The organism is Bacillus sp. FSL K6-4563, assembly GCF_038630405.1.
GTDB classification, from domain to species: Bacteria; Bacillota; Bacilli; order Bacillales; family Bacillaceae; genus Bacillus; species Bacillus pumilus.
Genome location: NZ_CP152030.1, coordinates 2,690,975 through 2,715,651, shown reverse-complemented (window position 1 = coordinate 2,715,651; position 24,677 = coordinate 2,690,975). Strand labels below are relative to the sequence as shown.

Annotated in this window: 24 protein-coding genes; 14 read left to right on the top strand and 10 right to left on the bottom strand. The window is 42.1% G+C overall.

Annotated elements, in window-relative coordinates; translation table 11 throughout:
* The first annotated feature begins 2 nt into the window (after positions 1–2).
* Entirely contained in the window at positions 3–863 is an 861-nt protein-coding gene (locus MHH54_RS13705) for a carbohydrate ABC transporter permease (protein ID WP_087976618.1), read from the top strand.
* A gap of 25 nt (positions 864–888) precedes the next feature.
* Positions 889–2,385 (top strand): extracellular solute-binding protein, encoded by a 1,497-nt coding sequence (locus tag MHH54_RS13700; RefSeq protein WP_106035207.1) that lies wholly within the window; start codon positions 889–891, stop codon positions 2,383–2,385.
* Between the two features lie 45 nt (positions 2,386–2,430).
* Here MHH54_RS13700 and MHH54_RS13695 read toward each other — a convergent pair whose 3' ends face one another.
* Together MHH54_RS13695 and MHH54_RS13690 are read right to left on the bottom strand one after the other, a co-directional pair.
* Positions 2,431–3,270: an aldo/keto reductase gene (locus MHH54_RS13695; protein WP_050943528.1), complete on the bottom strand. Its 840-nt coding sequence runs from the start codon at positions 3,268–3,270 to the stop codon at positions 2,431–2,433.
* Positions 3,271–3,282: 12 nt separating this feature from the next.
* Positions 3,283–4,470 (bottom strand): MFS transporter, encoded by a 1,188-nt coding sequence (locus MHH54_RS13690; RefSeq protein ID WP_342500342.1) that lies wholly within the window; start codon positions 4,468–4,470, stop codon positions 3,283–3,285.
* A gap of 155 nt (positions 4,471–4,625) precedes the next feature.
* On the opposite strand from MHH54_RS13690, the gene MHH54_RS13685 reads away from it, so the two are divergent.
* Positions 4,626–4,997 carry a winged helix-turn-helix transcriptional regulator gene (locus MHH54_RS13685; protein WP_003217763.1) on the top strand — a complete coding sequence of 124 codons (372 nt, stop codon included), beginning with the start codon at positions 4,626–4,628 and terminating at the stop codon, positions 4,995–4,997.
* Positions 4,998–5,037: 40 nt separating this feature from the next.
* Here MHH54_RS13685 and MHH54_RS13680 read toward each other — a convergent pair whose 3' ends face one another.
* Positions 5,038–7,338, bottom strand: a complete 2,301-nt coding sequence (locus MHH54_RS13680) for a helix-turn-helix domain-containing protein (RefSeq protein ID WP_095117858.1) — start codon at positions 7,336–7,338, stop codon at positions 5,038–5,040.
* A gap of 231 nt (positions 7,339–7,569) precedes the next feature.
* Here MHH54_RS13680 and MHH54_RS13675 point away from each other — a divergent pair, with 231 nt between their 5' ends.
* The 7 genes from MHH54_RS13675 to MHH54_RS13645 all read left to right on the top strand — a co-directional run bounded on the left by MHH54_RS13675 (position 7,570) and on the right by MHH54_RS13645 (position 12,853).
* Positions 7,570–8,535, top strand: a complete 966-nt coding sequence (locus tag MHH54_RS13675; protein ID WP_003217645.1) for a sugar ABC transporter permease — start codon at positions 7,570–7,572, stop codon at positions 8,533–8,535.
* 18 nt (positions 8,536–8,553) lie between these two features.
* Positions 8,554–9,666 (top strand): glycoside hydrolase family 105 protein, encoded by a 1,113-nt coding sequence (locus tag MHH54_RS13670; RefSeq protein WP_003217717.1) that lies wholly within the window; start codon positions 8,554–8,556, stop codon positions 9,664–9,666.
* Complete coding sequence (locus tag MHH54_RS13665) at positions 9,663–10,187, top strand: lipoprotein YteS (protein WP_106035211.1); 525 nt, start codon at positions 9,663–9,665, stop codon at positions 10,185–10,187. The genes MHH54_RS13670 and MHH54_RS13665 overlap by 4 nt, the downstream gene beginning before the upstream one ends.
* 17 nt (positions 10,188–10,204) lie before the next feature.
* On the top strand, positions 10,205–11,497 hold the full coding sequence (locus tag MHH54_RS13660; RefSeq protein WP_342500341.1) for a Gfo/Idh/MocA family oxidoreductase: 1,293 nt from the start codon (positions 10,205–10,207) through the stop codon (positions 11,495–11,497).
* A gap of 22 nt (positions 11,498–11,519) precedes the next feature.
* On the top strand, positions 11,520–12,203 hold the full coding sequence (locus MHH54_RS13655) for a YesL family protein (RefSeq protein WP_050943535.1): 684 nt from the start codon (positions 11,520–11,522) through the stop codon (positions 12,201–12,203).
* A gap of 54 nt (positions 12,204–12,257) precedes the next feature.
* The gene (locus tag MHH54_RS13650; protein WP_003217560.1) at positions 12,258–12,569 is read left to right on the top strand and encodes a rhodanese-like domain-containing protein; all 312 of its coding nucleotides are present in this window, start codon (positions 12,258–12,260) and stop codon (positions 12,567–12,569) included.
* Positions 12,570–12,670: 101 nt separating this feature from the next.
* Entirely contained in the window at positions 12,671–12,853 is a 183-nt protein-coding gene (locus tag MHH54_RS13645) for a sporulation protein Cse60 (protein ID WP_003217582.1), read from the top strand.
* Between the two features lie 29 nt (positions 12,854–12,882).
* Here MHH54_RS13645 and MHH54_RS13640 read toward each other — a convergent pair whose 3' ends face one another.
* From MHH54_RS13640 to MHH54_RS13625, 4 genes are all read right to left on the bottom strand, one after another.
* Entirely contained in the window at positions 12,883–13,407 is a 525-nt protein-coding gene (locus tag MHH54_RS13640) for a CbrC family protein (protein WP_342500340.1), read from the bottom strand.
* Between the two features lie 325 nt (positions 13,408–13,732).
* Positions 13,733–15,265: a BCCT family transporter gene (locus tag MHH54_RS13635; RefSeq protein ID WP_003217541.1), complete on the bottom strand. Its 1,533-nt coding sequence runs from the start codon at positions 15,263–15,265 to the stop codon at positions 13,733–13,735.
* 139 nt (positions 15,266–15,404) lie between these two features.
* Positions 15,405–15,602, bottom strand: a complete 198-nt coding sequence (locus MHH54_RS13630; RefSeq protein WP_050943538.1) for a hypothetical protein — start codon at positions 15,600–15,602, stop codon at positions 15,405–15,407.
* Positions 15,599–16,870, bottom strand: a complete 1,272-nt coding sequence (locus tag MHH54_RS13625) for an NAD(P)/FAD-dependent oxidoreductase (protein ID WP_342500339.1) — start codon at positions 16,868–16,870, stop codon at positions 15,599–15,601. Before MHH54_RS13625 ends, MHH54_RS13630 begins: the two co-directional genes overlap by 4 nt.
* 175 nt (positions 16,871–17,045) lie before the next feature.
* Here MHH54_RS13625 and MHH54_RS13620 point away from each other — a divergent pair, with 175 nt between their 5' ends.
* The gene (locus tag MHH54_RS13620; RefSeq protein WP_003217649.1) at positions 17,046–18,668 is read left to right on the top strand and encodes a polysaccharide biosynthesis protein; all 1,623 of its coding nucleotides are present in this window, start codon (positions 17,046–17,048) and stop codon (positions 18,666–18,668) included.
* A 16-nt stretch (positions 18,669–18,684) separates the two neighbouring features.
* Positions 18,685–19,401, top strand: a complete 717-nt coding sequence (locus tag MHH54_RS13615; RefSeq protein ID WP_342500338.1) for a pseudouridine synthase — start codon at positions 18,685–18,687, stop codon at positions 19,399–19,401.
* A gap of 84 nt (positions 19,402–19,485) precedes the next feature.
* Here MHH54_RS13615 and MHH54_RS13610 read toward each other — a convergent pair whose 3' ends face one another.
* Together MHH54_RS13610 and MHH54_RS13605 are read right to left on the bottom strand one after the other, a co-directional pair.
* Entirely contained in the window at positions 19,486–19,707 is a 222-nt protein-coding gene (locus tag MHH54_RS13610; RefSeq protein WP_008356419.1) for a DeoR family transcriptional regulator, read from the bottom strand.
* Positions 19,708–20,078: 371 nt separating this feature from the next.
* Positions 20,079–21,377, bottom strand: coding sequence for an NCS2 family permease (locus MHH54_RS13605; protein ID WP_003217731.1), 1,299 nt, complete (start codon positions 21,375–21,377; stop codon positions 20,079–20,081).
* 94 nt (positions 21,378–21,471) lie between these two features.
* On the opposite strand from MHH54_RS13605, the gene pepV reads away from it, so the two are divergent.
* Positions 21,472–22,872, top strand: a complete 1,401-nt coding sequence (gene pepV / locus MHH54_RS13600; RefSeq protein ID WP_003217592.1) for a dipeptidase PepV — start codon at positions 21,472–21,474, stop codon at positions 22,870–22,872.
* 22 nt (positions 22,873–22,894) lie between these two features.
* Complete coding sequence (locus MHH54_RS13595; RefSeq protein ID WP_106029011.1) at positions 22,895–23,521, top strand: Type 1 glutamine amidotransferase-like domain-containing protein; 627 nt, start codon at positions 22,895–22,897, stop codon at positions 23,519–23,521.
* 217 nt (positions 23,522–23,738) lie between these two features.
* On the opposite strand, the gene cysK is transcribed toward MHH54_RS13595, so the two are convergent.
* Positions 23,739–24,671, bottom strand: a complete 933-nt coding sequence (gene cysK, locus MHH54_RS13590; protein ID WP_095117854.1) for a cysteine synthase A — start codon at positions 24,669–24,671, stop codon at positions 23,739–23,741.
* Between the last annotated feature and the right edge of the window lie 6 nt (positions 24,672–24,677).

Sequence of the window (24,677 nt, the reverse complement as noted above, 5' to 3'; positions counted from 1 at the left end):
CTATTAAAGGCCGATTGTTCAACTTATTTAATTACTCTTTTCTACTCATGTTCGCATTAATATGTGTGCTTCCGTTCATCCATGTCATTGCAGCCTCTTTTGCTACAGTAGAAGAGGTCATCACGAAGAAGTTTATCTTGTTCCCGACCACGTTTTCTTTAGAGGCCTATCGGTATATTTTCTCTACGGATATTGTGTACCGCAGCCTTATCGTGTCCATTCTTGTGACACTCGTTGGAACAGCTGTCAGCATGTTTTTGTCCTCACTCATGGCATATGGGCTGTCTCGTCAGGAGCTAAAAGGCCGGAGAACATTGATGTTTCTCGTTGTCTTCACGATGCTATTTAGCGGAGGTATGATTCCGACGTTTATTGTTGTGAAAACACTTGGTCTACTTGATACCTATTGGTCACTGATTCTACCGGTTGCGATCAATGCGTTCAATTTGATCATCTTGAAAAACTTCTTTCAAAACATTCCCGCAAGCCTTGAGGAATCAGCGAAGATGGATGGCTGTAACGATTTAGGGATTTTCTTTAAAATTGTGCTGCCACTTTCTTTGCCAGCTATTGCGACCATTTCACTTTTTTATGCCGTGACGTATTGGAATACGTACATGACCGCCATCCTGTATTTAAATGATTCAGTGAAATGGCCGATTCAGGTACTTCTAAGGCAGATTGTCATTGTTTCGAGCGGAATGCAGGGAGATATGTCGGATATGGGATCATCCACACCACCGCCAGACCAAACGATTAAAATGGCTGTCATTGTGGTAGCCACCATTCCCGTTCTGCTTGTCTATCCATTTATTCAAAAGCATTTCAACAAAGGGGCATTACTAGGTTCTGTAAAAGGTTAAAAAGAAGGAACAACGGAGGGATCTTATGGGGAGAAAGAAATTATGGCTGATTGCGTTTGTTCTGTTATTTGCAGCAAGCGGTATTTTATCCGCATGTTCAAGCAAAGGAAGTTCATCGGATGAAAAGGTTGATTTAGACAAAAAAGTGAAGCTGACATGGATGGCCATTTTGTATCATCAGCAGCCGCCGAAAGATTCGGTTTTAAAAGAGATTGAGAAGCTTACAAATACAGAACTTGATATTACGTGGGTGCCTGATGCTGTGAAGGAAGACCGGTTAAATTCTGCCCTTGCAGCTGGGAATCTGCCGCAGATTGTGACGATTCAAGACATTAAGAATTCATCTGCTATTAATGCATTCAGATCAGGTATGTTCTGGGAAGTCGGTCCGTATTTGAAGGATTATCCAAATTTAAGTAAGATGAACGAACTGATCAATAAAAACGCCTCTATAGACGGTAAGCTTTATGGTATTTATAGAGAGAGACCACTTTCAAGACAAGGAATTGTCATTCGAAAGGATTGGCTTGAAAATTTAAATTTGGATACACCAAAAACGTTGGATGATCTTTATGAGGTAGCGAAAGCCTTTACTGAAAAAGATCCGAATCAAAACGGAAAAGCGGATACAATTGGCTTTACGGATCGGAACGATTTGATTTATGGGGCATTTAAAACACTTGGTTCATATGAGGGAATGCCAACAGACTGGAAAGAAGAAAACGGCAAATTCACACCAGACTTTATGACAGATGAGTACATGAATACGATGAAATATATGAAGAAACTGCGTGATAATGGCTATATCAACAAAGACTTCCCTGTGACAAGCAAAACACAGCAGCAGGAATTATTCTCACAAGGAAAAGCAGGAATCTATGTTGGAAATATGGTTGATGCTGTGAACTTGAGAGATGACGCGACAGATAAAAACATGAAAGTCGATATCTTGAACCGAATCAAAGGCCCAGATGGCAAAGAACGGGTGTGGGCATCAGGTGGTCATAATGGCATCTTCGCATTCCCTAAAACAAGCGTGAAATCAGAGGCAGAATTAAAGCGAATTTTGGCCTTCTTTGATCGCATTGCAGAAGAAGATGTCTATGGTCTCATGACGTACGGTATAGATGGTGAGCATTATAAGAAAGAAGAAGGGAATACATTTGTCAGGGAAGAAAGCCAAGTGAAAAGCTGGCAGACAGATGTACAGCCGCTTGTCAGTCTAGTAGGCATTGATAAACGCTACTTGAAAAATAAAGGGGATGCGGTTCGTACAAAATATGAAGAACTGGAAGAAGACAATCAAAAGATCATCGTGGCCAACCCTGCTGAAAGCCTGTATTCAGAAACAGCCTCAGAACGAGGAAATGAATTGAAAAAAATCATCGATGATGCGACCTATAAGTTCATTCTTGGAGACATCAGTGAAGATCAATTTAAGAAAGATGTAGAGAAGTGGAAATCAAATGGTGGCAATAAAATCATAGAAGAATATGAAGCTTCCTTTAAAAAATCAAAATAATCAACATCAACACCCCCTCACAGTTAAAGAGCGGGGGTGTTTCTATTAAAAGTCAAAGTTGTCTGGGTCTGGACCGATCCGTTTGTTTTCATTTAAGTCAGAAAGACGTTTCATATCCTCATCAGATAAGACAAAATCAAATATGTCTGCATTTTCTTTTAAACGATGCGCTTTCGTTGATTTTGGAATGGTGATGACGCCTTTTTGCACATCCCAGCGCAAAATAATTTGAGCAGGTGTTTTGCCGTATGTGTCCGAGAGTTCTTTGATCACCGGATGATGAAGCAGTTCCCCCTGCATGAGCGGTGACCAAGCTTCCATTTGAATGCCATGTGTGTTCAAATACGTATAGAGTGCTTCCTGCGTTAGTTTTGGGTGAAACTCGACTTGATTGATAGCTGGTATGATGTCTGCATCTTTTAATAGTTCGTCTAGATGATGCGGCTGGAAGTTGCTCACACCGATTGCTCTCACCTTTCCTTCACGATACAAGGTTTCAAGCGCACGCCAAGCGTCTTTATATTTGCCCTCAACCGGCCAATGGATTAAATATAGATCCAAATAGTCAAGCTGAAGTTTTTTCAAGCTTTCCTCATATGCTTGTAAAGTGGATTCATATCCTAAATCGGCATTCCACACTTTTGATGTCACAAAGAGGTCTTCGCGGCGCAGTCCTGTTTCTGCAAGACCAAGTTGTATGCCTCGTCCAACCCCTTCCTCATTGCCATAAATAGCCGCTGTATCAATACTGCGATAGCCTATTTGAATGGCTGTTTTGACGGCGTCTATTAATTCTGCACCATCTTCCACCTTGAATACACCGAGACCAAATCCTGGCATGTGGACTCCATTGTTTAATGTTTTTGTACTTTGTAAATGATTCATATTGAACACTCCTTAGATGGTTTGATTTTGTTCTTGTTGTTCGATTCGAAAACTAATCATCGTGAGAATCGCAGCGATGAGGACCATGATACCGCCGACCCAGCCTGTATGCACAAGCCCAAGAGTATCTGTCACGATGCCGCCTAAAAATGAGCCGATGGCGATACCAGCATTAAAGGCAGCGATATTCATAGCGGAAGCGACGTCGACTGCTCCTGGTGTGTATCTTTCTGCAAAATCAACGACAGCTACTTGAAGCCCTGGGACATTCATGAAAGCAAACAGTCCCATCAGCATGACGGTTGCGATGCCTAGCACCGTAAACCCAGCAGCCAAGCTAAGGATAAACAAAATGATGCTTTGGATGATAAACATGTAAATGAGTGCTTTCATTGGCTTCTCATTTGCAGCCTTTCCGCCAATGACATTTCCAGCTGCGATCGTGATCCCGTATAAAAGCAGGATCAATGCCACCGCCCCAGGCGCAAGACCTGTCACATGCTGTAAGAGAGGGGATAAATACGTAAAGACGACAAAGGTTCCTCCGTATCCTGTTGCTGTAATGACAAATAGAAGCAAGATTCTTTTTGTTTTTAATAAAACAGCTTGATCCTTAAATGATGTTTTCACGCCTTGCTTTAATTGAGATGGAACAAGAAAATAGTTAGATATTAGTGCGATCAGACCAATAATGACAATCACACCAAATGATGTCCGCCAGCCGAGCTCATGACCAAGAAATGTCCCAAAAGGCACGCCCGTCACAGTCGCTACTGTTAAACCAGTGAACATAAAGGCAATTGCGCTTGCCCGTTTTTCTTTCACTACAAGGCTTGCAGCGATCGTAGTGCCGATGGACATAAAGATTCCATGGGATAAGGCTGAAATGACCCGTCCGATTAATAGTACTGAAAAGGTCGGAGCCATCGTGGCGAGTGTATTTCCAATCAAAAAGACGAGCATAATGAGCAAAAGCAATGTTTTTCTTTTCATCGCTGAAGTCAGAGAAGTCAAAATAGGGGCGCCGAATGTCACACCAAGTGCATATAAAGAGACGGTCCAGCCCGCCTGGCTGACGCTCACTCCAAAGTCCTCTGAAATCATCGGCAAAAGACCGACACTAATAAACTCAGTGGTTCCTATAGCAAAAGCACTAATAGCTAGTGCGAGAAGGGCAAATTGGTTTTGTTTTTTCTTCATGAATCAGTTCACATCCTTCTGAGATGACATTTTGATAGACGAAGCCGATCGGCAAGAGTTATTATCTAACATGGATGACGAAAAAAAAAGTACGTACTTTTTTGTAATATAGGTACTAAAAAGTGCCTGTTCGTATAATGAGGAGTGAGGATTTAATGGAAAAGAAAAAATATAATATCTCCGTGGAAGCGACCCTTGAGGTCATTGGCGGGAAGTGGAAGTGTGTGATTTTATGTCATTTAACACATGGAAAAAAACGCACAAGTGAATTGAAGAGACTCATGCCAAACATCACACAAAAAATGCTCACGCAGCAGCTGAGAGAGCTTGAAAGTGATGGGGTGATTAACCGGATTGTGTATGAGCAAGTACCGCCTAAAGTGGAATATGAATTAAGTGAATACGGTCAGTCGCTCGAAAGAATTCTGAATGCGCTATGTGATTGGGGAGCAGCTCATATTGAACGTGTGTACGGAGAGCCGCTTTCAGTGCTAGAAGACAGCATTTTAAATGAACAATTTAAATAAAAAAGTCCCGCTTCCTCCTATGAGAGCGGGACTTTTTGTCTTATATGCCTTTTTTCTGGTCGCGGTATTTGCCAGGGGTCGTGCCTTCTAGTTTTTTGAAGGAACGGATGAAGTTTTGCGGGTTTTTATATTTCAGTTTTTCCGAAATTTCTTTGACGGACATATCGGTCTCCACGAGCCAGTTTTTGGCGACATGGTGTCTGTAGGATGAGAGATATTCACTAAAGGAGATATCCATTTCCTTTCTAAAGATACTGCTTAAATAATTTGGGTTGTAATGCAGGCGTGTGGCGATTTCATCCAATGTGAGATCTGAGTCGAATTCTTGATGAATGATATGGATGATCTTTTCTGAGATGTTTTTGTATTGTGATTCCTCGCGTGCACCTAGCTGGTCAATTATCGGCCGAATGATCTCATGTTTCAGCCATGCTTCGGTATCTTCAAACGTTTTAAATTCAAAAATCGTATCATACAGCATTTTATTGTCTTCGACCTCAAATAATTCAATGCCAAGCAAATGCATCAACTCAATCAAATTGTTTAAAAAACGGGCGAGGGCGATATGGTACTCGTGCGGTCCTGCATTTTTAGAGAAAATGGATTGCAGAAGCACATGTAAATAGTGATCTGCCTTGCCTTGGTCACCTGCTTTCATCGCATCAAATAAATCATGTTGAAGCTGCTTTGGAAAATGAGTTTTAAACGTTTTTCCTTGCTGGATATGTTCATATAAGATAATGGACTTTTTCTCTGCTTTGAGTCTGTATTTTAAGGCCTCTTTTCCTTCAATGTAAGCCTGTTTTGCCATCGTGAGCTCCTGAAACTGACGGCTGATTCCGATGCTGATCGATAAACCAAGCTCTTCCTCGATACGTAGCTGAGTCGTTTCCGCTAATTGGTTTAAATATTCAGTAAACTCTTCATCTGACTTTGAGTGATTTAGGATAATCGTCGTTTGATGCTGATTGACAACTGTTGGCTGAAGGTGCTCCTCTTGCGGAATAATCTGCTCAATTAGTCCATTGATCGCAAATAAAAGTAAGTCAGCATCCTTTTTTTCATAAGGTGTCCCTTTTAGCGTATCGATTTGGGTCACAAGCATGGATAAGTGAGACCAGCCCTGAGGGAATCCTAAACTTTGGAACCGGTTGTTAATTTCTTCTTCTGTCAGCTTTCCGAGCAATAGCCGCACCATAAAGTATTGCTGGAGGTGCGTGACTTGCTGCTCAATACGTTCCTCTAAATCATTGTTTTGATCCTTCATTTGTTTAATACTCGACTCAATCAACTCAAATTCATTTTGAAAAGGCTGCTTTTGCAAAAAGGATTCATTGCGTGCAAAGGACTCGTATAACAAGCGGATTGGTTTATAAAAATGTCTGGACCCAAACCATGAAAATAGCAATGAAAGCGCTAACAAAATAAAGCAGATAATAAAGGTGATCCACCCAATTGATTTCGTTTGTGCCTTGAGTTCTGGTATGGAAACAAAGGATAGGTACGTCCATTCGTTATAGTCTGATTTTTGAAACGTAATTTGATAGTTTAGTTCCTCGATCTTCATGTTAAATTGACCTGATCGTTTTTCACGCGATAGGACATGCTTGACGAACTCTTGATTTTTCAAGGATTCACCAATTTGTTCTTTGCGGTTATGTAACAGCACTTTTCCGTTAGTATCAATGACAAACATACTGTCAGATTGAGAGAAGTCAGGCATATTGTCAGCAATCGTGCAGCTCGGAATGCTGGCGACAGCGATCCCTTTTTTCTGGACACTGTTCATAGGGAGTTGTTTGATTAAGTTCACATTGTATTTGCAAAAGGAGGCCTTACCTTCCTTTGTCGCAACAAGTGGATTATTCTCTTCAAGTGCCCAGCTGGAATGACTCGGAATATTGAGGTAAGAGGTGAGCGCTTTCTCTTGGTCCCCGCTTGTGACATGATAAAGCCCCGAATTGTTCATGTACCAGTCTTCCATTTTACTGACGAGCGTAATATTGGAAAGATCGGTGTCAAAGGTTTGCAGGTAGTTCAGTTCCTGCTGTACTTGATTATAAAGCTGGAATTGGTCTGGATTTAAAGGTTCTGCCAGTGTTTGAAGGAGAGGCGGCGAACTGACATAGTGAGTGAGAGAGTGATCAACTGTCTTTAAAATATGCTCAATATTGGATTGCGTTTGTTTAACGCTGTCCAGCTTTTCATTTGAGATATTTTCGAGTGCTGTTTTTTGTGAATGCTGATAAGAAAAAATACCGACAATGATGACAGGAATCGTACTAAGCATGAAAAAAAACGTGACGAGCTTGTAATAAAATTTATATTGCCTTCTTTTCATAAAACCCCCCATTTCAAACGGAACAATCTTTTCCTCTTTATTTATTAATCCAAAAATTTGGTAGGTTTGTCAATAATCATTTTCTGAGATTAGGATCATTTTCTCATGTTTTATGTAACGTTTTGAGTAGCTTCCCCTAAGCAAATATGATCTGATGATATGATTGTAGACGGATTTTTCATCCTTAAGATACAGTTAACACATGCACCAGCATGAGGGGAGGCTTTATCTATGAAAACAGAGGATGTCACTGCCAAGGGTGTGCCTGCGGCAGCTTTGAAAAAAGAAAGAAGAAAGCGCTTACTTAATCAAATGCTTAGTCAAAAGTTTTTGTATGTCATGATTTTGCCAGGGCTCATTTATTTTCTTGTCTTTAAATATGTGCCGATGTGGGGGCTGATCATTGCCTTTCAAGATTACCAGCCGTTTCTCGGTATTCTTGGCAGTGAGTGGGTTGGCTTCAAACACTTTATTCGATTGTTTACAGAACCAACATTTTTCATCTTATTAAAAAATACACTGATTTTATTTGCCATGAATGTCGTGATTTTCTTTCCAATTCCGATCTTATTGGCCCTGCTTTTAAACGAGGTCAGATTGGCATTGTTTAAGAAATTTGTGCAGACGATGATATACATTCCTCACTTCATGTCATGGGTGATTGTCGTGTCCTTATCCTTTGTTTTGTTAACAGTAGATGGTGGGTTAATCAATGAATTGATTGCTTTCTTTGGAGGGGAAAAGATTAACTTCCTTCTTAGTCAGGAATGGTTTAGACCGATGTACATTTTACAAGTGATTTGGCGGGAAGCAGGCTGGTCGACGATCATTTACCTTGCGGCGATTACAGCGGTAGATCCGCAGCTATATGAAGCAGCGAAAATGGATGGAGCCGGCAGACTGAGACAAATGTGGCACATTACGCTTCCTGCCATTAAAAGTGTGATTGTCGTTCTGCTTATTTTGAAAATAGGTGACACATTAGAGCTTGGCTTTGAGCATGTCTATTTATTACTCAATGCAACGAACCGGGAAGTAGCAGAAATCTTTGATACGTACGTTTATACAGCTGGTCTTAAGCAAGGGCAATTCAGCTATAGTACCGCTGTTGGTCTATTTAAAGCAGCCGTTGGACTCATTTTGGTTATGCTGGCGAACCGTTTAGCGAAGAAATTTGGGGAAGAAGGTATTTACTAAAAAGGGAGATGAAAAAGAATGACATTATCGACTAAAAAGGGATCACCACTTGAGCATGCAGAGAAATTAGCACAAACAATTATGAAAGCGCATACACCAATCGAGCTACCTCCAGCTGGAAGATGGCATTATCATCAAGGCGTTTTTCTTTGCGGTGTGATGAAGCTATATGAGTCAACGGGGAACGAGACGTATTTCAATTATGTGAAAAGCTACGCAGATTCGCTCATTGATGAGTATGGAAACCTGTTATTTCGAAGAGATGAGCTTGATGCGATCCAAGCTGGGCTCATTTTATTCCCTCTTTATGAACGAACAGGAGAGAAGCGGTATGTGCTGGCAGCGGAGAAGCTCCGCGGGCTTTATCGCACATTGAATCGCACATCTGAGGGCGGATTTTGGCATAAAGACAATTATGCTTATCAAATGTGGCTGGATGGTCTCTACATGGGCGGACCTTTTGCCTTAAAGTATGCAAAGCTGAAAGATGAAGAGGAACTGGTGGATATGGTGATCCAGCAAGAGCATCTCATGAGAAAGCATACAAAAGATGAAAAAACAGGTCTGTATTATCACGCGTGGGACGAACGAAAAGTGATGCCATGGGCTGATCAAAAGACAGGCTGTTCTCCCGAGTTTTGGGCAAGGTCATTTGGCTGGTATGTCCTTGCATTAGCAGATATGATCGAGGATCTGCCAGAGCAGCATGAAGGGCGAAAGATGTGGAAGGAAACGCTGACAGACATGCTGGAGAGTGTAGCTAGGTACCAGGATCAAGACACAGGTCTCTGGCATCAAATCATTGATAAAGGTACTCATAGCGACAATTGGCTTGAAAGCTCTGGATCGTGTTTATTCATGTACGCCATGGCAAAAGCCATGAACGAAGGGTATGTCAGCCCCCGCTACACAGATCATGTGGTGAAAGCTTACCAAGGCTTAATTCAGCATAAGACGGCTGTGACAGAAAACGGTGATCTTACCATCAATGATATATGTATCGGAACATCCGCTGGATTTTATGATTACTACGTCGGTAGAGAAAGAAGCACAAATGATTTGCACGGGGCAGGCGCTTTTATTATGGCGTTAACTGAGCTAGAGAAGCTGCCTGTTTTTCAAAAGGCATGAAGAGGCAAAAAAGGGCTACAGCATGGCTCCTCAGCTTTATCGCTGCCTTTTGTTTGTCAGCCTGTCATGGGAAAACAAACGGTATCGATGTTCTGATTTTTTCTGACATGTCAAAGGGGATGAAGGATCAATTAGTCGAGAAGGCTTTTCAAACGGAACAAGAAACGTATAGCGTCCACATCTGCCCGGCGATTCCTGAAAAGCTTCTTGTTGAAATTACCGCCAAAGAGGGGGACATCATGCTTGTCCCTGAAGAAATGTTTCGAACATATGATGATCCTGAAAGCTTTCAGCTGCTTGAAGAGATGGGTATTGATGATCAAGCGGCAGGGCCATATACGATCGAGGATCAAAGGACAGGTAAAACGGTCGATTATGCGGTTCAAGTTAGTAAAGGCACGAAAAAGCTAAACGGCTATACCTTTCGATTACATCGAGATATGGTCGCTTTTATTCCCGTGTATGCAGACAAGTCTAAAGAGGCGCTGTCTCTCATGAAACAGCTTCGTGAAAATCGATAGAAAAAGGGGTGGGGCCTGTGAAACGGGTCGTGGTTTGCGGACTCAGTCATCGTGCGTTCAATATGTTTATTAAACCGCTCACAGAGGATTTCAATGAGCATTACAGGATTACAGGGCTTTTAGATATAGATCATCATCGGTATACCCTTTGTCAGGAGCGTTTTCCATCACTGCGGGGCGTCTCGTTTTTTCATGAAGAGGCATTTGACCAAATGGTGAAGGAAGCAAAGCCAGATATCGTCATTGTGGCAGGCAGGGATGACACACATGTCACCTATATTTTGCAAGCACTTGACCATGATCTCGATGTCATCACTGAAAAGCCATTGGTCACAACAGCAAAAGACGCCAAAAAAGTAATGGAAAAAGAAAAGGAAAGTAAAGGAAAGGTCACAGTCACTTTCAATTATCGCTACAATCCATTTCATCGAAAGATCAAAGAACTCATTTTAGAAGGAAAGATTGGTAGGGTCACATCTGTTGAACTGAGCTGGCTCATTGATACGTATCATGGCGCTAGTTATTTCAAAAGGTGGAACCGCACGCGGCAATTCTCTGGCGGACTATCCATTCATAAATCGACGCATCATTTTGATTTGGTCAATTGGTGGATCAATCAAAAGCCGAAGCAAGTATTTGCCTACGGGGCGCTGAACTATTACGGAGATAAAAGTCCTTGGAATCCTTTGCAGGGGGAAGAAAACAGGTATTGCGGAACATGTCATGTGAAGGATACATGTCATTATGAAGCAAGGTGGAATCCGAGGGTAGTACGCTCAAATGTCGAGGACGATCATATCGAATCCGGTCAGGAGCAAACGCAGCAATACACCAATTATCGCCCAGACGCCTGTATTTTTGATGAGGAAATTGACATTGAGGATACATATGTGGCATCAGTGGTATATGACCAAGGGGCTCTCTTCAGCTATTCGATTCAATTCTCAGCACCCTACGAAGGATACCGGCTTGCTATAAATGGGACGAAGGGGCGTATTGAAACAAATGAGTTTCATGTGCCATCAAGAATTCCTTTTCAATTCCCAGAACAGACGATTTCTTATTATCCGATGTTTGGAGCAAAAGAGACGATTGAAGTTGTGAAGCAGCCAGGAGGACATGGCGGCGGAGATCCTCTGCTTTTGGCCGATTTATTTATCGGGAAAGATCCTTTAATTCACTATGACATATCAGCAGGGGCAGAGGCTGGTGCTTATTCAATTGCACTTGGGGAAGGCATGTGGCGGTCTGTTGCAGAGAAGCGCCCAATTGACATAGAAGAGTTGCTTCATAAAGAGACGGTGTCATAAAAAAAGAGAGGAGGGGAAAGAGATGGATCATGATGGTTCAATGAGCAGAATGCTTCGAATGTGTGAGTGGGTGATGCGACTCGCCTATACAAATTTGCTATGGTTGCTGTTCACCATGCTGGGACTTGGGATCTTTGGATTGATGCCTGCGACCACTGCGTTATTTTCGGTGATGAGAAAGTGGATACAAGGGCATGAGCAAGTGAGCGTTTTCCGGACTTTTTGGAAGGTGTACCGTGAGGAGTTTGTACGCTCTAACTTGATTGGATTGGCGCTATTGATCATAGGAACGATTATATATGTAGACCTTGCGTATATTTATCCAACGAGCTGGTTTTTGCATGTGCTTCGTTTTGCCATTTATATCTTTGGATTTCTCTTTGTTGTGAGCTTGTTTTATATTTTTCCGCTGCTGGCTCATTATGATTGGAAAAAACGTCTCTATCTGAAATTCTCTCTTTTGCTTGGTATCTCATATTTGCAATATACACTCTGTATGCTCGTTTTCTCGGCTCTGCTGTTTGTTCTCTTTGCTTATTTGCCGGGAATCGTGCCGTTCTTTAGTGTGAGTATACTCGCCTATGGTCATATGTGGCTCGCCTATCAAGTATTCAAAAAAGTAGAGTTTGAAAGTGAGCAGCAGACAGCCGAAGTAAAGAAACGCCTGCCGTCTTTCCTGCAATCGAAGCGGGTGAATACACAGTAATGGGGTTCATTTGCTATAATGGTGTCACTGTGATTAAAAGGAGAGATGAGCGTCGTGTCAGTAAAAGAAATCTCAATAGAAGAATTAAAACAAAAGCTAGAGCAAGAAGAAGCCATTCAGCTTGTTGATGTGCGTGAGGACGAGGAAGTAGCAGAAGGAATGATTCCAGAAGCTGTCCACATCCGAATGGGAGATATCCCCGAGAAACTGGATGCATTCGATCAAACGCAGGAGTATTATATTATTTGCCGCTCTGGTAAACGTAGTGAAAATGTCTGCTATTTCCTAGAAGACCAAGGCTATCAAGCGACCAATGTCGTTGGCGGAATGCTTGCTTGGACAGGAGAAACAAAACCGAAGCTGTAAACAGAAGTCCTTTCATCTCATAGATGAAAGGCTTTTTTTGTTCATATGCCCGCCCTCATGTGCATAAAGATAGAGTAGCGAGAGAAGGGAGAGTGGCATATGTGCTAAAGGTAGCTGTCTTTGATGAAGAGCACGAAAAAGATTTGCAGAGCGAAATCAATCTTTTTTTAAAAGGAATGGATGACGACCAAATCATTGACATCAAGTACAATGTAGCAGTGATCTGTGAGCAAGGAGGAGAACAGCTCTACTGTTTTTCTGCCCTCATTTTATATAAAAAATAGGACCTATTTGAAGGGTCCTTTTACTTTGTTTAACTAGCGTCAATATATAAACGATGCTTGTTGCAGTGAACACATTGAAAGAGATAGCCTTGCAGATCTCCGCCGTTGACGAGCCATTGTTTTAGGTTTTCTTTCGTTAATCCTCCGCCGCTGCAAATGTCTTCGATATCTTCTGTGAGCTCTTCCTCTAAATGTTCTATCTCTTTCCAACCGACATACTGGACGATCGCGCAAAAATCTCCGCAATGGCTTAACCAATATTCCTGCTGCCAGCCGCGATAACCTGGCGTTCTAAAGATCAGTTCATCTATATATTCCTCTTGCTCAACGTCATCACAGCTTGCATCGTCTTGAAAGGTGCCATCGTATTTTTTAGCGGCTGAACCATCTTTAATGCACCAAGGGCAAATTCCTTTCACATCTTCAACAGAATAAAATGGACCATGATACACATATTCTCTATCTTTTTCACAAACAGGACATGGCGTAGGCTCTTTTTTGATCACGTTTAACGAAACTGGATCTGGGTTGTACTTGAATGTAGGCAGCGTCATATAAACCTCCATTGTAGAAATGATTTCATTATTATTTTACAGGAATCCTCCTGCTTGCAACAATCTTAAATTGTCTATATAGAAAAAAGCCGTTCTTATGAGGAACGGCTTTCAGCGTGTAGACAAACCCTCGCATTCGGTGTCAGTCCTGCGCGTCGGTACTCACGAATGTTAAATTCGCTCCGTTCCGGTGCTCGTCCTTCCTAGACTGCAAAGGTTTTCTATCACGCTGAAAAGAAGACAAAGGGCTAAAATAAACATCATTTTAGCCCTTTGTCAACAATCTGAAAGCCGTTCTTATGAGGAACGGCTTTTTCGCTTGAGATTATGCTTTTTTTACTCTTGGACTTCGTGGTTTACTGACTTTATTGGCTTGCTTGATGGCTCTTCGTTCATCATTCAATGACTTGTACAGTGAGACAATCATCAAAATAATGACAACGGAGAACGGCAAGGCTGCGAGCTTGGCTGTATTTTGCAGGGCTTCAAGTCCCCCTGAAAATAAAAGTACGGCAGCAACAGAAGATTGGATGATGCCCCAGCTAACTTTGACACTGCCAGAAGGGTTCAATGATCCATAGGTTGTCTGCATTCCAAGCACAAATGTAGCTGAATCAGCCGATGTAATAAAGAATATAGCGATTAAAATAAGTGCTAGAATCGATGTGATCATCGCCAGCGGATATTCATTTAGTACACCGAAGAGCATTGTTTCTGTTGATAGACCCGCAACATCGACAATATTCTTTTGCTGTAAATCCATCGCAGATACACCGAAAATCGAGAACCATAGAAATACTAGGATAGAAGGAGCCACTAAGACACCTACTAAAAATTCTCGAATCGTTCGTCCGCGTGACACCCTTGCGATAAAGATTCCGACAAATGGTGCCCAAGAAATCCACCATGCCCAATAAAAGATTGTCCATCCATTAATCCATTCTCTCTTCTCAGGATCATTTGGAGATAGACGGAAGCTCATTTGAACGATGTTGGATAAGTATTGCCCAATTGAGTCAGTAAATGAATTTAAGATAAAAACAGTTGGACCTACCAAAAGTAAGAAAAACATCAGAACAGCTGCTAATACCATGTTGATATTACTTAAATATTTAATGCCTTTTCCAATCCCGCTTAGAGCAGATGCAAGGAAAAGCACCGTCACAATCATGATAATGATCAATTGTGTGCTAAAAGCATTCGGAATGTGAAACAGGTAATTCAATCCACCGTTTATTTGTGCCGCGCCTAATCCTAGGCTTGTCGCAACACCAACTACAGTTGCAAATACCGCAATACAATCGATGGTTTTTCCGATCCATCCATTCGTTTTATTTCCTAAAACCGGCTGCAACGTTGCACTGATTAAGCCAGGTGCATCTTTTCTAAATTTAAAGTAAGCAATACAAAGTGCAACAATGGCATAAATAGCCCATGCATGAAGCCCCCAATGGAAAAAAGTATATCGAAGGGAATCTCGGAATGCCTGCGCCGTTTCAGTATCACCCGTTGGTGACTGGATGGCATAGTGGCTGATCGGTTCAGCTGCTCCGTAAAAAACAAGACCAATTCCCATACCGGCACTAAATAGCATCGCAAACCAAGAAAATAAGCCGAATTCAGGCTCTTCCCCAGGTTTTCCTAGCGTAATCTTACCGATCGGGCTAAAAATAAAGAATAGACAAAAGCCGACGAGTAGTGACACCACTAACAAGTAATACCAGCCAAAGTCATTTGTAATGTATGTTTGAATTTGATCTGTGACATTTTGCAGTGTTTCTGGAGAAAAAGCTCCCCATATGACGGCAACAAATGTGATCGCAATCACAATCCAAAATACACTTGATACGTTTTTCACACCATCTCACTCTCCTGTTGTTCTACACGTTTAAGCAGAGGATTTACTTAATATCCCCTAACTCAACTAATTTCAAACAAAAAGAGGCGAGCTTCTCACTCGACCTCTACTTTACCGTAACATGTTTTGCTTCCATTAATCAACTATCGATATGTGAAGATGATTTTTCTTCAATTCGTTTACGAAGACGATAAACGTATTCTTTTAAACAAACAGCGAAGATGGTAAACGCCAACACAATGGCAACTTTTAATGGGGTAATGGACAGCTTTAAGAAAACAGCGGCTGTCAAACTAATCACAACTGCTAGGATAATCGGAAGTGCACGTCTTATCATGAAAATCTCTCCTTTGCTTCGAGTGCAGCATTCATACCAGCAAGTCTGCCAGTCACAAGTGCTGACGTGATATTGTATCCGCCTGTATAACCATGGATGTCTAGAATTTCTCCGCAGAAATAAAGACCGGGCATTTTTTTAGACGCCATTTTCTTCGGTTCAATTTCTTTCACAGAAACGCCGCCTCCTGTGACAAACGCTTTGTCCAAAGAGAGTGTACCATTGGCATGAACGATAAAATGTTTGCAATCATGGGCGAATGCGCGCAGTTTGTCCTTAGCAAGACCAGAAAAAGTGTCTTGCGTATCTATACCGTTCCTCTCTAACAAAAACAATAAATAGCGTTCTTGCATCCAAGACTTTAGGACATTTTTAATGGCTTTTTTTGGTTCATCTTTTAGGTCTCGATGAAGCTTTTGGAAAAGCTCTTCGTCATTAAGCTTCGGATATAAGTCTATTTGCAGACGGACGACCTGCTGCTTTTTCAATTCTTTCACCACAAATCCGCTGCATCTAAGAACAGCTGGGCCGGATAAGCCAAAGTGTGTAAAGATCATATCCATGACATGTGTGACGACAGGTTTTCCCTTTTTATTTAAAACGCTGACAGCCACACTTCTTAAAGAAAGCCCTTGGAGCACTTTTTCTTTTATAAAACGTTCATCTGATGTGACCGGTACTTCTGTTGGGAAGAGCTCTGTAATCGTATGACCAGCGGCTTCTGCCCATGCGTAGCCGTCACCAGTAGAACCAGTATGCGGCACACTTTTTCCGCCAACAGCAATCACAACGGATTTACTTGAAATTTTTTCATCATTATTTGTAACAATTCCGGCTGCTTGTCCGTCTTGATACAGAACTGTTTTAATCTTCTCATTCGTTCGAATGGTCACATTGAGGTTACGGAGCCTGTCTAAAAGGGCATCCACAACAGATTGTGCTTTGTTTGAGACAGGGAACATACGTCCATGGTCTTCTTCTTTAAGTTCAATGCCGAGGTTTTCAAAAAACGAAATAATATCCTCGTTATTGAACTCAGAAAATGCACTATATAAAAAACGGCCGTTTCCGGGAATATGCTTGATGATTTCTTCTACTGGAAGGCGATTGGTGACGTTACAGCGTCCACCGCCAGAAATGGCGAGCTTTCTGCCAAGTTTGGTTCCTTTGTCAATTAACAGAACAGTTGCACCGTGCTCTGCTGATGCAATAGCGGCCATCAGTCCAGAAGGTCCACCGCCAATGACAATGACATCATAATGTTTCATGTTACATTCCTCTTTCTACTTTCAGTCATTCATCTATTATAACGAAAATTGGGGAAGGCTGAAATATGAATTGATTGGTTTTGTGCCTTCTGTATTGGATTTGTTACCTGTGCGTCGAAATGATGTGGTAAAATAGTTGAGTTGAATATTCATTAGAAAAATGGTGGTTAAGCGCATGTCTAATAAACTGCTTCGTGGTACGTTGGTTTTAACGATAGGGACTTATCTCTCTCGTATTCTTGGTATGATTTATTTAATTCCATTTAGCGCAATGGTTGGAGCTACTGGTGGAGCGCTATTTCAATATGGATACAATCAGTATACGATCTTTTTAAGTATTGCTACGCTTGGTTTTCCAACAGCGGTATCAAAATTTGTTTCTAAATATAATGCAATTGGCGATTATGAGACAACGAGAAAAATGTTCAGGGCGGGTATGTCGGTCATGCTTGTCACCGGGATTATCGCTTTTTCTCTTTTATATTTGAGTGCACCAATTTTCGCCAAGATTCAGCTTGGCGGATCAAATGAAACAGGCGGTTTGACCGTCGACCAAGTGGTATATGTGATTCGGATGGTCAGTTTAGGTCTTTTGGTTGTACCAATTATGAGTCTCGTGCGAGGGTTCTTCCAAGGACACTCTATGATGGGACCGACAGCTGTTTCCCAAGTCATCGAGCAGCTTGTCAGAATCATCTTCCTATTAACAGCAACGTTTATTATTTTAAAAGTGCTTGACGGCGGTCTTGTCATCGCTGTCGGATATGCTACATTTGCAGCACTTATCGGCGCATTTGGCGGCTTATTCACGCTTTATTTATATTGGCTGAAGCGCAAGGATCGGCTCTTATCCATGCAGCCGAATACAGGTGCTTCCTCTGACTTATCTTATAAGCAAATGTTTACAGAGCTATTTAGCTATGCCGCACCGTATGTGTTTGTTGGACTGGCGATTCCAATTTATTCTTATATAGATACAAACACGATTAACAGAGCCATGATTGCATCAGGCCATCAGGATATTAGTACAGCGGTATTGTCTATTGTGACGTTATATTTACCGAAGCTCGTGATGATTCCTGTGTCCCTTGCAACAGCGTTTGGCTTAACCTTGATTCCAACGATTACGGAATCATTTACAGCTCGTAACTACAAGCTGCTCAATAGACAAATTGATCAGACGATGCAGGTTATATTATTTTTCGTGCTGCCTGCTTCATTTGGTATCTCGGCATTGGCTGGACCGGTTTATTGGTTTTTCTATCCGTCTGTTCATCCTGAGATTGGGATGTCTATTTTGTTCTGGTATGCACCTGTTGCGTTATTGTTTTCCTTATTCACCATTAATGCAGCGATTTTGCAGGGAATTAACAAACAAAAATTTGCCATCGTCAGTCTGTTGTTAGGGATCATCATTAAAACGGTTCTGAACATTCCGCTAATCAGCTGGCTGCAAGGAAATGGTTCTGTGCTTGCGACTGCGTTAGGCTATAGTGCGTCCATCTTGTATATGTTTATCATGATTAAGCGCCATGCCGGCTATTCGTTCCGCAGGATTTTCAAACGATTTATTCTCATTGGTATTTTGACTGCGATTATGGCTGTAGTGGCGTATGCGACATGTCAGCTTGTGAGCCAAGTGATTTCGTATGAAGGTGGAATTATTAACGCGGGTATCGTCATTTTGATTTCAATGATCACTGGCGGCGGTGTGTATCTGTTCTTGTCATATAAGGTAGGATTACTTGAGCGTGTACTCGGCAGCCGTATGCCCAAATTTTTAAGAAAAAAGAGTTAAGAAGAGGTGGAGTTTCATGAGGCTTGATAAATTGCTTGCTAGCAGCGGCTTTGGTTCAAGAAAAGATGTAAAGAAGCTGGTCAAGGCACGGGCAGTCACCGTGAATGGAGAACTGGCGAAGCAGGTGAAAGATCATGTTGATCCATCGAATGATAAAGTGCTCGTACACGGAGAGCGTGTAGAATATAAAGAATTCATTTACTTAATGATGAACAAACCAGATGGTGTCATCTCAGCTACTGAAGATTTGCGGGATGAAACGGTCGTCGATTTACTTGAGCCGGAGGATATCGCAAGGGAGCCATTTCCTGTTGGGAGACTAGACAAGGATACAGTCGGTCTTCTCCTCCTCACAAATGATGGACAGCTTGCTCATCAATTACTTTCTCCAAAAAAGCATGTGCCAAAAACGTACGAGGTTCATTTGAAATATCCATTAGGAGATCAAGACATCAAGCGTCTTGAAGAGGGTGTTGTCATTTTAGATGATTACCGCACGAAGCCGGCAAAGGTTGAAGTAGATGCGAATGAAAGTGAAGATACACGCATTCGTTTAACAATTACTGAAGGAAAGTACCATCAAGTGAAGCTGATGGCGCAAGCAGTGGGAAATGAAGTCATCTTTTTAAAAAGACGCTCGATGGGGGCTGTCTCTTTAGATGAAGATCTAGCGCCAGGGGAGTACCGTGAATTGACGGACGAAGAATTAGACAGCTTAATCAATCGACCATAAATGTAGAACAAAAGAAAAGAAGACAAAAGAAAAGAACCGGCATGTCGCCGGTTCTTTTTGTTATATGGACAGTTCATTATACGCTTAAGATGATATTTTTACTTTTTTTCTCGTTGTTTCCCATTTGCCTCTGCTTGGACTATGAACAAGATCGTTATAGGCAAGCACGTTTAAGTCTCTTTGAATGGTTCTAGGTGTGATCCCGAATTCATCAACCAGTTCTTGTGTCGTCACAAGACCTTTCTCTTGAATGAACATATAGACTGATTTTATTCGAGTCATCATACGGTTTGTTGAAGGTTTCAAAAAACCACTCCCTATCAATAAGATCGGATGGACTTGACTAACCACAACTTACTACACTAAAACTGCGAAATAAGGACATGCAACAATGGTAAATGTTCGTGTTTCTTAATGTTTTATTCTATTATACACGTTATTATGCATCTAGTTCCACCAAAAAGTCAACTTTACATGTTATTTAACTTGTCTTCATGAATCGAAACATGGTATATACCATGTTTTGAATTCGGTTACAACCCAATGGGCGTAAGGCGTATGGAGAATACTGTCACATTCAAACGTCCAAAAATGAAACACAGAAAATTTACAAAATAAAAAATTCACTCATCTTAAAAAGACACATCCCTTGTTAGAATGTGCCTTTTTTGTTTCTGTTATCCTTCTAAGAAAAAGAGCTGAATGAAAAATAAAATGGCAAAGATGAGAACAAGTACATGTACTTCTCTCCATTTCCCTTTTGCCAGTTTCACAAGTGGATATGAAATAAATCCAAGTGAAATTCCGGTTGAAATACTAGATGTCAGCGGCATGGAAAGGATCACTAGAAAAGCAGGGAATGCTTCGTCTAGCTCGTTCCAGCGAATGCGTGACACGGAGTTCATCATCAAGCACCCGACAATGATGAGAACAGGTGATGTGATGGATGGTAAAGAAGAAATGGCTTGAACGAGCGGGCCAAAAAACAATGCCACAATAAACAATGCAGCGACCGTTAAAGACGTTAGCCCGGTTCTTCCGCCAGCAGCAACCCCAGATGATGATTCAATATAAGCTGTCGTTGGGCTTGTTCCAAACATAGAACCGATCGTCGTTGCAGCAGAGTCAGCGAGCAGGGCTCTGCGTACCTTTGGCAGCTGCCCATTTTTCATGAGTCCTGCTTGTTCGGCCACTCCGATCATTGTGCCTGTTGTATCAAAAATCGTCACTAGTAAGAAGGAGAAGACGACAGCGTATAAATGATGAGAGAATACATCGCCGAAGGCAGCGAATGGGTTTGTAATCAGCATGCCTTCTGGTAGTGCAGGGATGTCCATCAGCATTTTCGGAAAATGAAGCTGGCCTGTTACGACCGCAATCAGTGTCGTCGCTAACATGCCGATAAACAGAGCGCCATTTACTTGAAGTACCATTAAAATAACAGAGATCATTAAGCCGACAAGCGTTAAAATGACAACAGGCGAGCTTAAGTTGCCAAGCTTCACTAAATTTTCTGGGTCAGCTGCGATAATCCCAGACTGACGGAGCCCGATAAAAGCAATAAAAAGCCCGATTCCGGCTGTAATGCCGTATTTTAAATTATCTGGAATGGCTTGAATCAGTTGTTTTCTAAGGGATGTTAACGATAAAATAACAAAGAGTATACCAGCAACAAATACCGCACTGAACGCTGTTTGATAGCTGATGCCGCCACCACCGACAACTGTAAAGGTGAAATAGACATTCAGCCCCATGCCTGGTGCAATCGCAATCGGATAGTTTGCAAATAGTGCCATCCAGAGCGTACCGACGACAGCAGCGATAATTGTTGCAGTAAAGACTTGGTCAAAAGGAATGCCTGCTTTTGAAAGAATTCCTGGGTTAACGGCAACAATATATACCATAGTAAAGAATGTCGTCATACCAGCGATTAATTCTCTCTTTATGTTGGTTTGGTTTTCTTTTAACTGAAACATAAAATCCTCCATTTACGAACATTATTACAAAACAATTAATATAATATTCGTTTTAAGGGTGGATTGCAACCTTTTTTCAAGGAGGAATGGAAAAATGAATTGGGAAGCTGAAGTCATACGAAAAAAAGACGATTTGATTGAGGACACACAATCTTTTTTACAAATTGAAAGTGTCCTTGATGAAGAAGGTGGAAAAGAAGGAAAGCCATTTGGTGAAAAAGTCGATCAGGCCCTTCAGTATATGCTGAAAAAAGGGGAAGACGAAGGATTCACAGTCAAGAATGTGGATGGCTATGCAGGTCATATTGAATATGGAGAAGGCGAAGACATTGTAGGTGTGCTATGCCATGTGGACGTTGTGCCTGCTGGTGACGGCTGGACAACCCCGCCATTTTCAGCGGACATAAGAGAAAATAAAATATTTGCACGAGGCGCCATTGATGATAAAGGGCCAACCATGGCGGCTTTCTACGCACTGAAGATGTTAAAAGATACGGGGATGAAGCTGTCAAAAAAGATTCGAATGATCATTGGAACAGATGAAGAAAGTGATTGGCGCTGTGTGGACCATTATTTCAAGCATGAGGCGATGCCGCAAATTGGATTTGCACCAGATGCTGATTTTCCGATTATTCATGCTGAAAAAGGGATCATTGATGCCATTGTGTCATTTACATATCAACATACAGAACAACATCAGCGCTATACGCTCAAGCAATTCACATCGGGTATGCGGCTGAATATGGTGCCGGATGAGGCAACTGCCACTGTGACAGCGGCACAAGAACACGATGCTGAATCATTAAAAACAGCTTTTGAAGCTTATCTTGCTGACAATCAATTATCAGGTGAGGTAAAGAATGTAGCGGATGGACTGCATTTCACATTAAAAGGTGAATCAGTTCATGCTATGGAGCCGGCGCATGGCATCAATGCGGGCATTCATATGGCCAATTTCCTATGTGGACAAGAATTAGATGAAGACGGGCTTGCTTTTACCTCTCAAATCAATGCTTTATTTGATCAGGATACAAGAGGGAAAAAGCTGGGGATTGCTTGCAAAGATGACATTAGCGGAGATTTGACCTTGAATGTTGGCACGATCCGCTATACACAAAGCGAGGAAGCGAAGCTAGGATTAAATGTCCGCTATCCAGTGACAGCAGACGGCAAGGACGTTAAAAAAGGGATCGAAGGCATCAAAGGGGCTACCCTTCTAAAATTTGATGACAGCCCCCCGCATCACGTCTCAAAAGATCACCCGCTTGTCAAAACATTGCAGCGGGTATATGAGGAACAAACGGGAGATCCAGCTCACCTGATTGCCATTGGTGGAGGAACGTATGCGAGATCTTTAGAAGCAGGCGTTGCCTTTGGTCCTCTCTTCCCTGGCAGACCAGATTGCGCACACCAGAAGGATGAATATATCGAAATCGATGATCTACTAAGAGCAACCGCTCTATATGCACAAGCCATGTATGAATTGGCAAAATAGAGAAAGAGAAGAGGGATTCACAGTGAAAAAAATGTTCTTATGCTCTTCATTCAAAGACAGCTATTCTCTCTTACCTGACTTTACGGGTGAATCATTAAAAGGAAAACGCGTGACATTTTTCCCAACAGCTAGTGCTGTGGAAGAAGTCACGCACTATGTGGAGGCAGCGAAAGAAGCCTTTCATCAACTCGGTATGCAGCTAGAAATCGTTCAAATAGCTGAGCAGTCTACCGAAGAAATCATAAAGATGATAAAACAAAATGATGTGGTGTACGTATCAGGAGGCAACACCTTCTATTTGCTGCAGGAATTGAGAAAGCACGGTCTCGATGACGTGCTAAAAGAAGAAATCAATAAAGGCAAGTTGTACATCGGCGAATCCGCAGGGAGTATCATTATGGCGCCAAGCATTGAATATATCTCCGTGATGGATGATCGGCAGAAGGCACCAGAGCTTTCATCTTATCAAGGATTCAATGAGATAAGCTACTGTCCGGTACCGCATATGTACAATACCTATTTAGGCGAGGCTGCGCAGCAAATCATGGAGCAGTATGAGCAGACGCTCGATTTATGCCCGCTTACTGATGAGCAGGCTTTACTCATCACAGGGGAGCAGGCTGAGGTGAAGTCCGACAAATCGTCCTAGCCTTGAAACAGCATGTAGACAAACCCTCGCATTCGGTGTCAGTCCTGCTCGCCGGTACTCACGAATGTCAAATTCGCTCCGTTCCGGTGCTCGCCCTTCCTAGGGCTGCAAAGGTTTTCTAACACGCTGAAAAGAAGATAAAGGGCTAAAATCAAGATCATTTTAGCCCTTTGTCAACAATCTGAAAGGAACAGGGATTCATGACCCTGTTCCTTTTTTAATCTTGAAAAACATCACTTGATAAGTATCGTTCGCCTGTATCTGCTGTCATACAGATCACGATTTGATCTGCCGGCAATTGCTTGGCTGTTTCAATCGCAGCATAGCAGGCTGCGCCAGAGGATGGACCAACTAAAATTCCTTCAAGCCGGGCAAGCTGACGTGTGATATTGTACGCATCTTCATCGCTTACTTGCACGATTTCATCATAGACATGCTCGTTTAAAATTTTGGGAATAAATCCTGGGCTTGTGCCAACAAGTTTATGTTTGCCAGGTGTCCCGCCAGATAAGACTGGAGATCCCTTCGGCTCTGCCACACGTATGGTCAAATGAGGGAAAGCCTTCTTTAATTCCTCTCCAGTGCCTGTAATGGTTCCGCCAGTTCCTGCTGTTGCGACAAAGGCTCCAAAGGGCTTGCCAAGTTGTTTGACAGCTTCCATGATTTCAACAGCCGTTGTGCCTCTATGGGCATCTGGATTCGCTCTATTATCAAATTGCATCGGGATAAAGCTATGAGGAATTTGAGCTGCCAGCTCCTCTGCCTTGCGAATACAGCCTGGCATTTTTTCTTCTCCTGGGGTTAAAACGACCTGCGCCCCGTAAGCCTTCAAAATATTGATTCGTTCCTTTGTCATCGTATCAGGCATCACAAGGATGGCTTGATACCCTCTAGCTGCTGCATTCATAGCTAAACCAATCCCTGTATTCCCACTCGTCGGTTCAATAATGGTCGCTCCTTTTGTAAGCTTTCCTTGCCTTTCAGCCTCGACGATCATATTGTAAGCAGCGCGGTCCTTCACACTGCCGCTAGGATTAAACGATTCCAGCTTTAAATAAACAGCTGCCGCATTGTCTGGCTGAAGCCGCTGTAATTGAACAAGTGGTGTATCGCCAATCAGCTCCGCTATATTTTGTGCAACCTTCATCATGTGACA

Coding starts and splice junctions, on each gene's coding strand:
- MHH54_RS13700 (WP_106035207.1), top strand. CDS start 889: ATGGGGAGAAAGAAATTATGGCTGATTGCGTTTGTTCTGTTATTTGCA.
- MHH54_RS13695 (WP_050943528.1), bottom strand. CDS start 3,270: ATGAATCATTTACAAAGTACAAAAACATTAAACAATGGAGTCCACATG.
- MHH54_RS13690 (WP_342500342.1), bottom strand. CDS start 4,470: ATGAAGAAAAAACAAAACCAATTTGCCCTTCTCGCACTAGCTATTAGT.
- MHH54_RS13685 (WP_003217763.1), top strand. CDS start 4,626: ATGGAAAAGAAAAAATATAATATCTCCGTGGAAGCGACCCTTGAGGTC.
- MHH54_RS13680 (WP_095117858.1), bottom strand. CDS start 7,338: ATGAAAAGAAGGCAATATAAATTTTATTACAAGCTCGTCACGTTTTTT.
- MHH54_RS13675 (WP_003217645.1), top strand. CDS start 7,570: ATGAAAACAGAGGATGTCACTGCCAAGGGTGTGCCTGCGGCAGCTTTG.
- MHH54_RS13670 (WP_003217717.1), top strand. CDS start 8,554: ATGACATTATCGACTAAAAAGGGATCACCACTTGAGCATGCAGAGAAA.
- MHH54_RS13665 (WP_106035211.1), top strand. CDS start 9,663: ATGAAGAGGCAAAAAAGGGCTACAGCATGGCTCCTCAGCTTTATCGCT.
- MHH54_RS13655 (WP_050943535.1), top strand. CDS start 11,520: ATGGATCATGATGGTTCAATGAGCAGAATGCTTCGAATGTGTGAGTGG.
- MHH54_RS13640 (WP_342500340.1), bottom strand. CDS start 13,407: ATGACGCTGCCTACATTCAAGTACAACCCAGATCCAGTTTCGTTAAAC.
- MHH54_RS13630 (WP_050943538.1), bottom strand. CDS start 15,602: ATGATAAGACGTGCACTTCCGATTATCCTAGCAGTTGTGATTAGTTTG.
- MHH54_RS13625 (WP_342500339.1), bottom strand. CDS start 16,870: ATGAAACATTATGATGTCATTGTCATTGGCGGTGGACCTTCTGGACTG.
- MHH54_RS13620 (WP_003217649.1), top strand. CDS start 17,046: ATGTCTAATAAACTGCTTCGTGGTACGTTGGTTTTAACGATAGGGACT.
- MHH54_RS13615 (WP_342500338.1), top strand. CDS start 18,685: ATGAGGCTTGATAAATTGCTTGCTAGCAGCGGCTTTGGTTCAAGAAAA.
- MHH54_RS13605 (WP_003217731.1), bottom strand. CDS start 21,377: ATGTTTCAGTTAAAAGAAAACCAAACCAACATAAAGAGAGAATTAATC.
- pepV (WP_003217592.1), top strand. CDS start 21,472: ATGAATTGGGAAGCTGAAGTCATACGAAAAAAAGACGATTTGATTGAG.
- cysK (WP_095117854.1), bottom strand. CDS start 24,671: ATGATGAAGGTTGCACAAAATATAGCGGAGCTGATTGGCGATACACCA.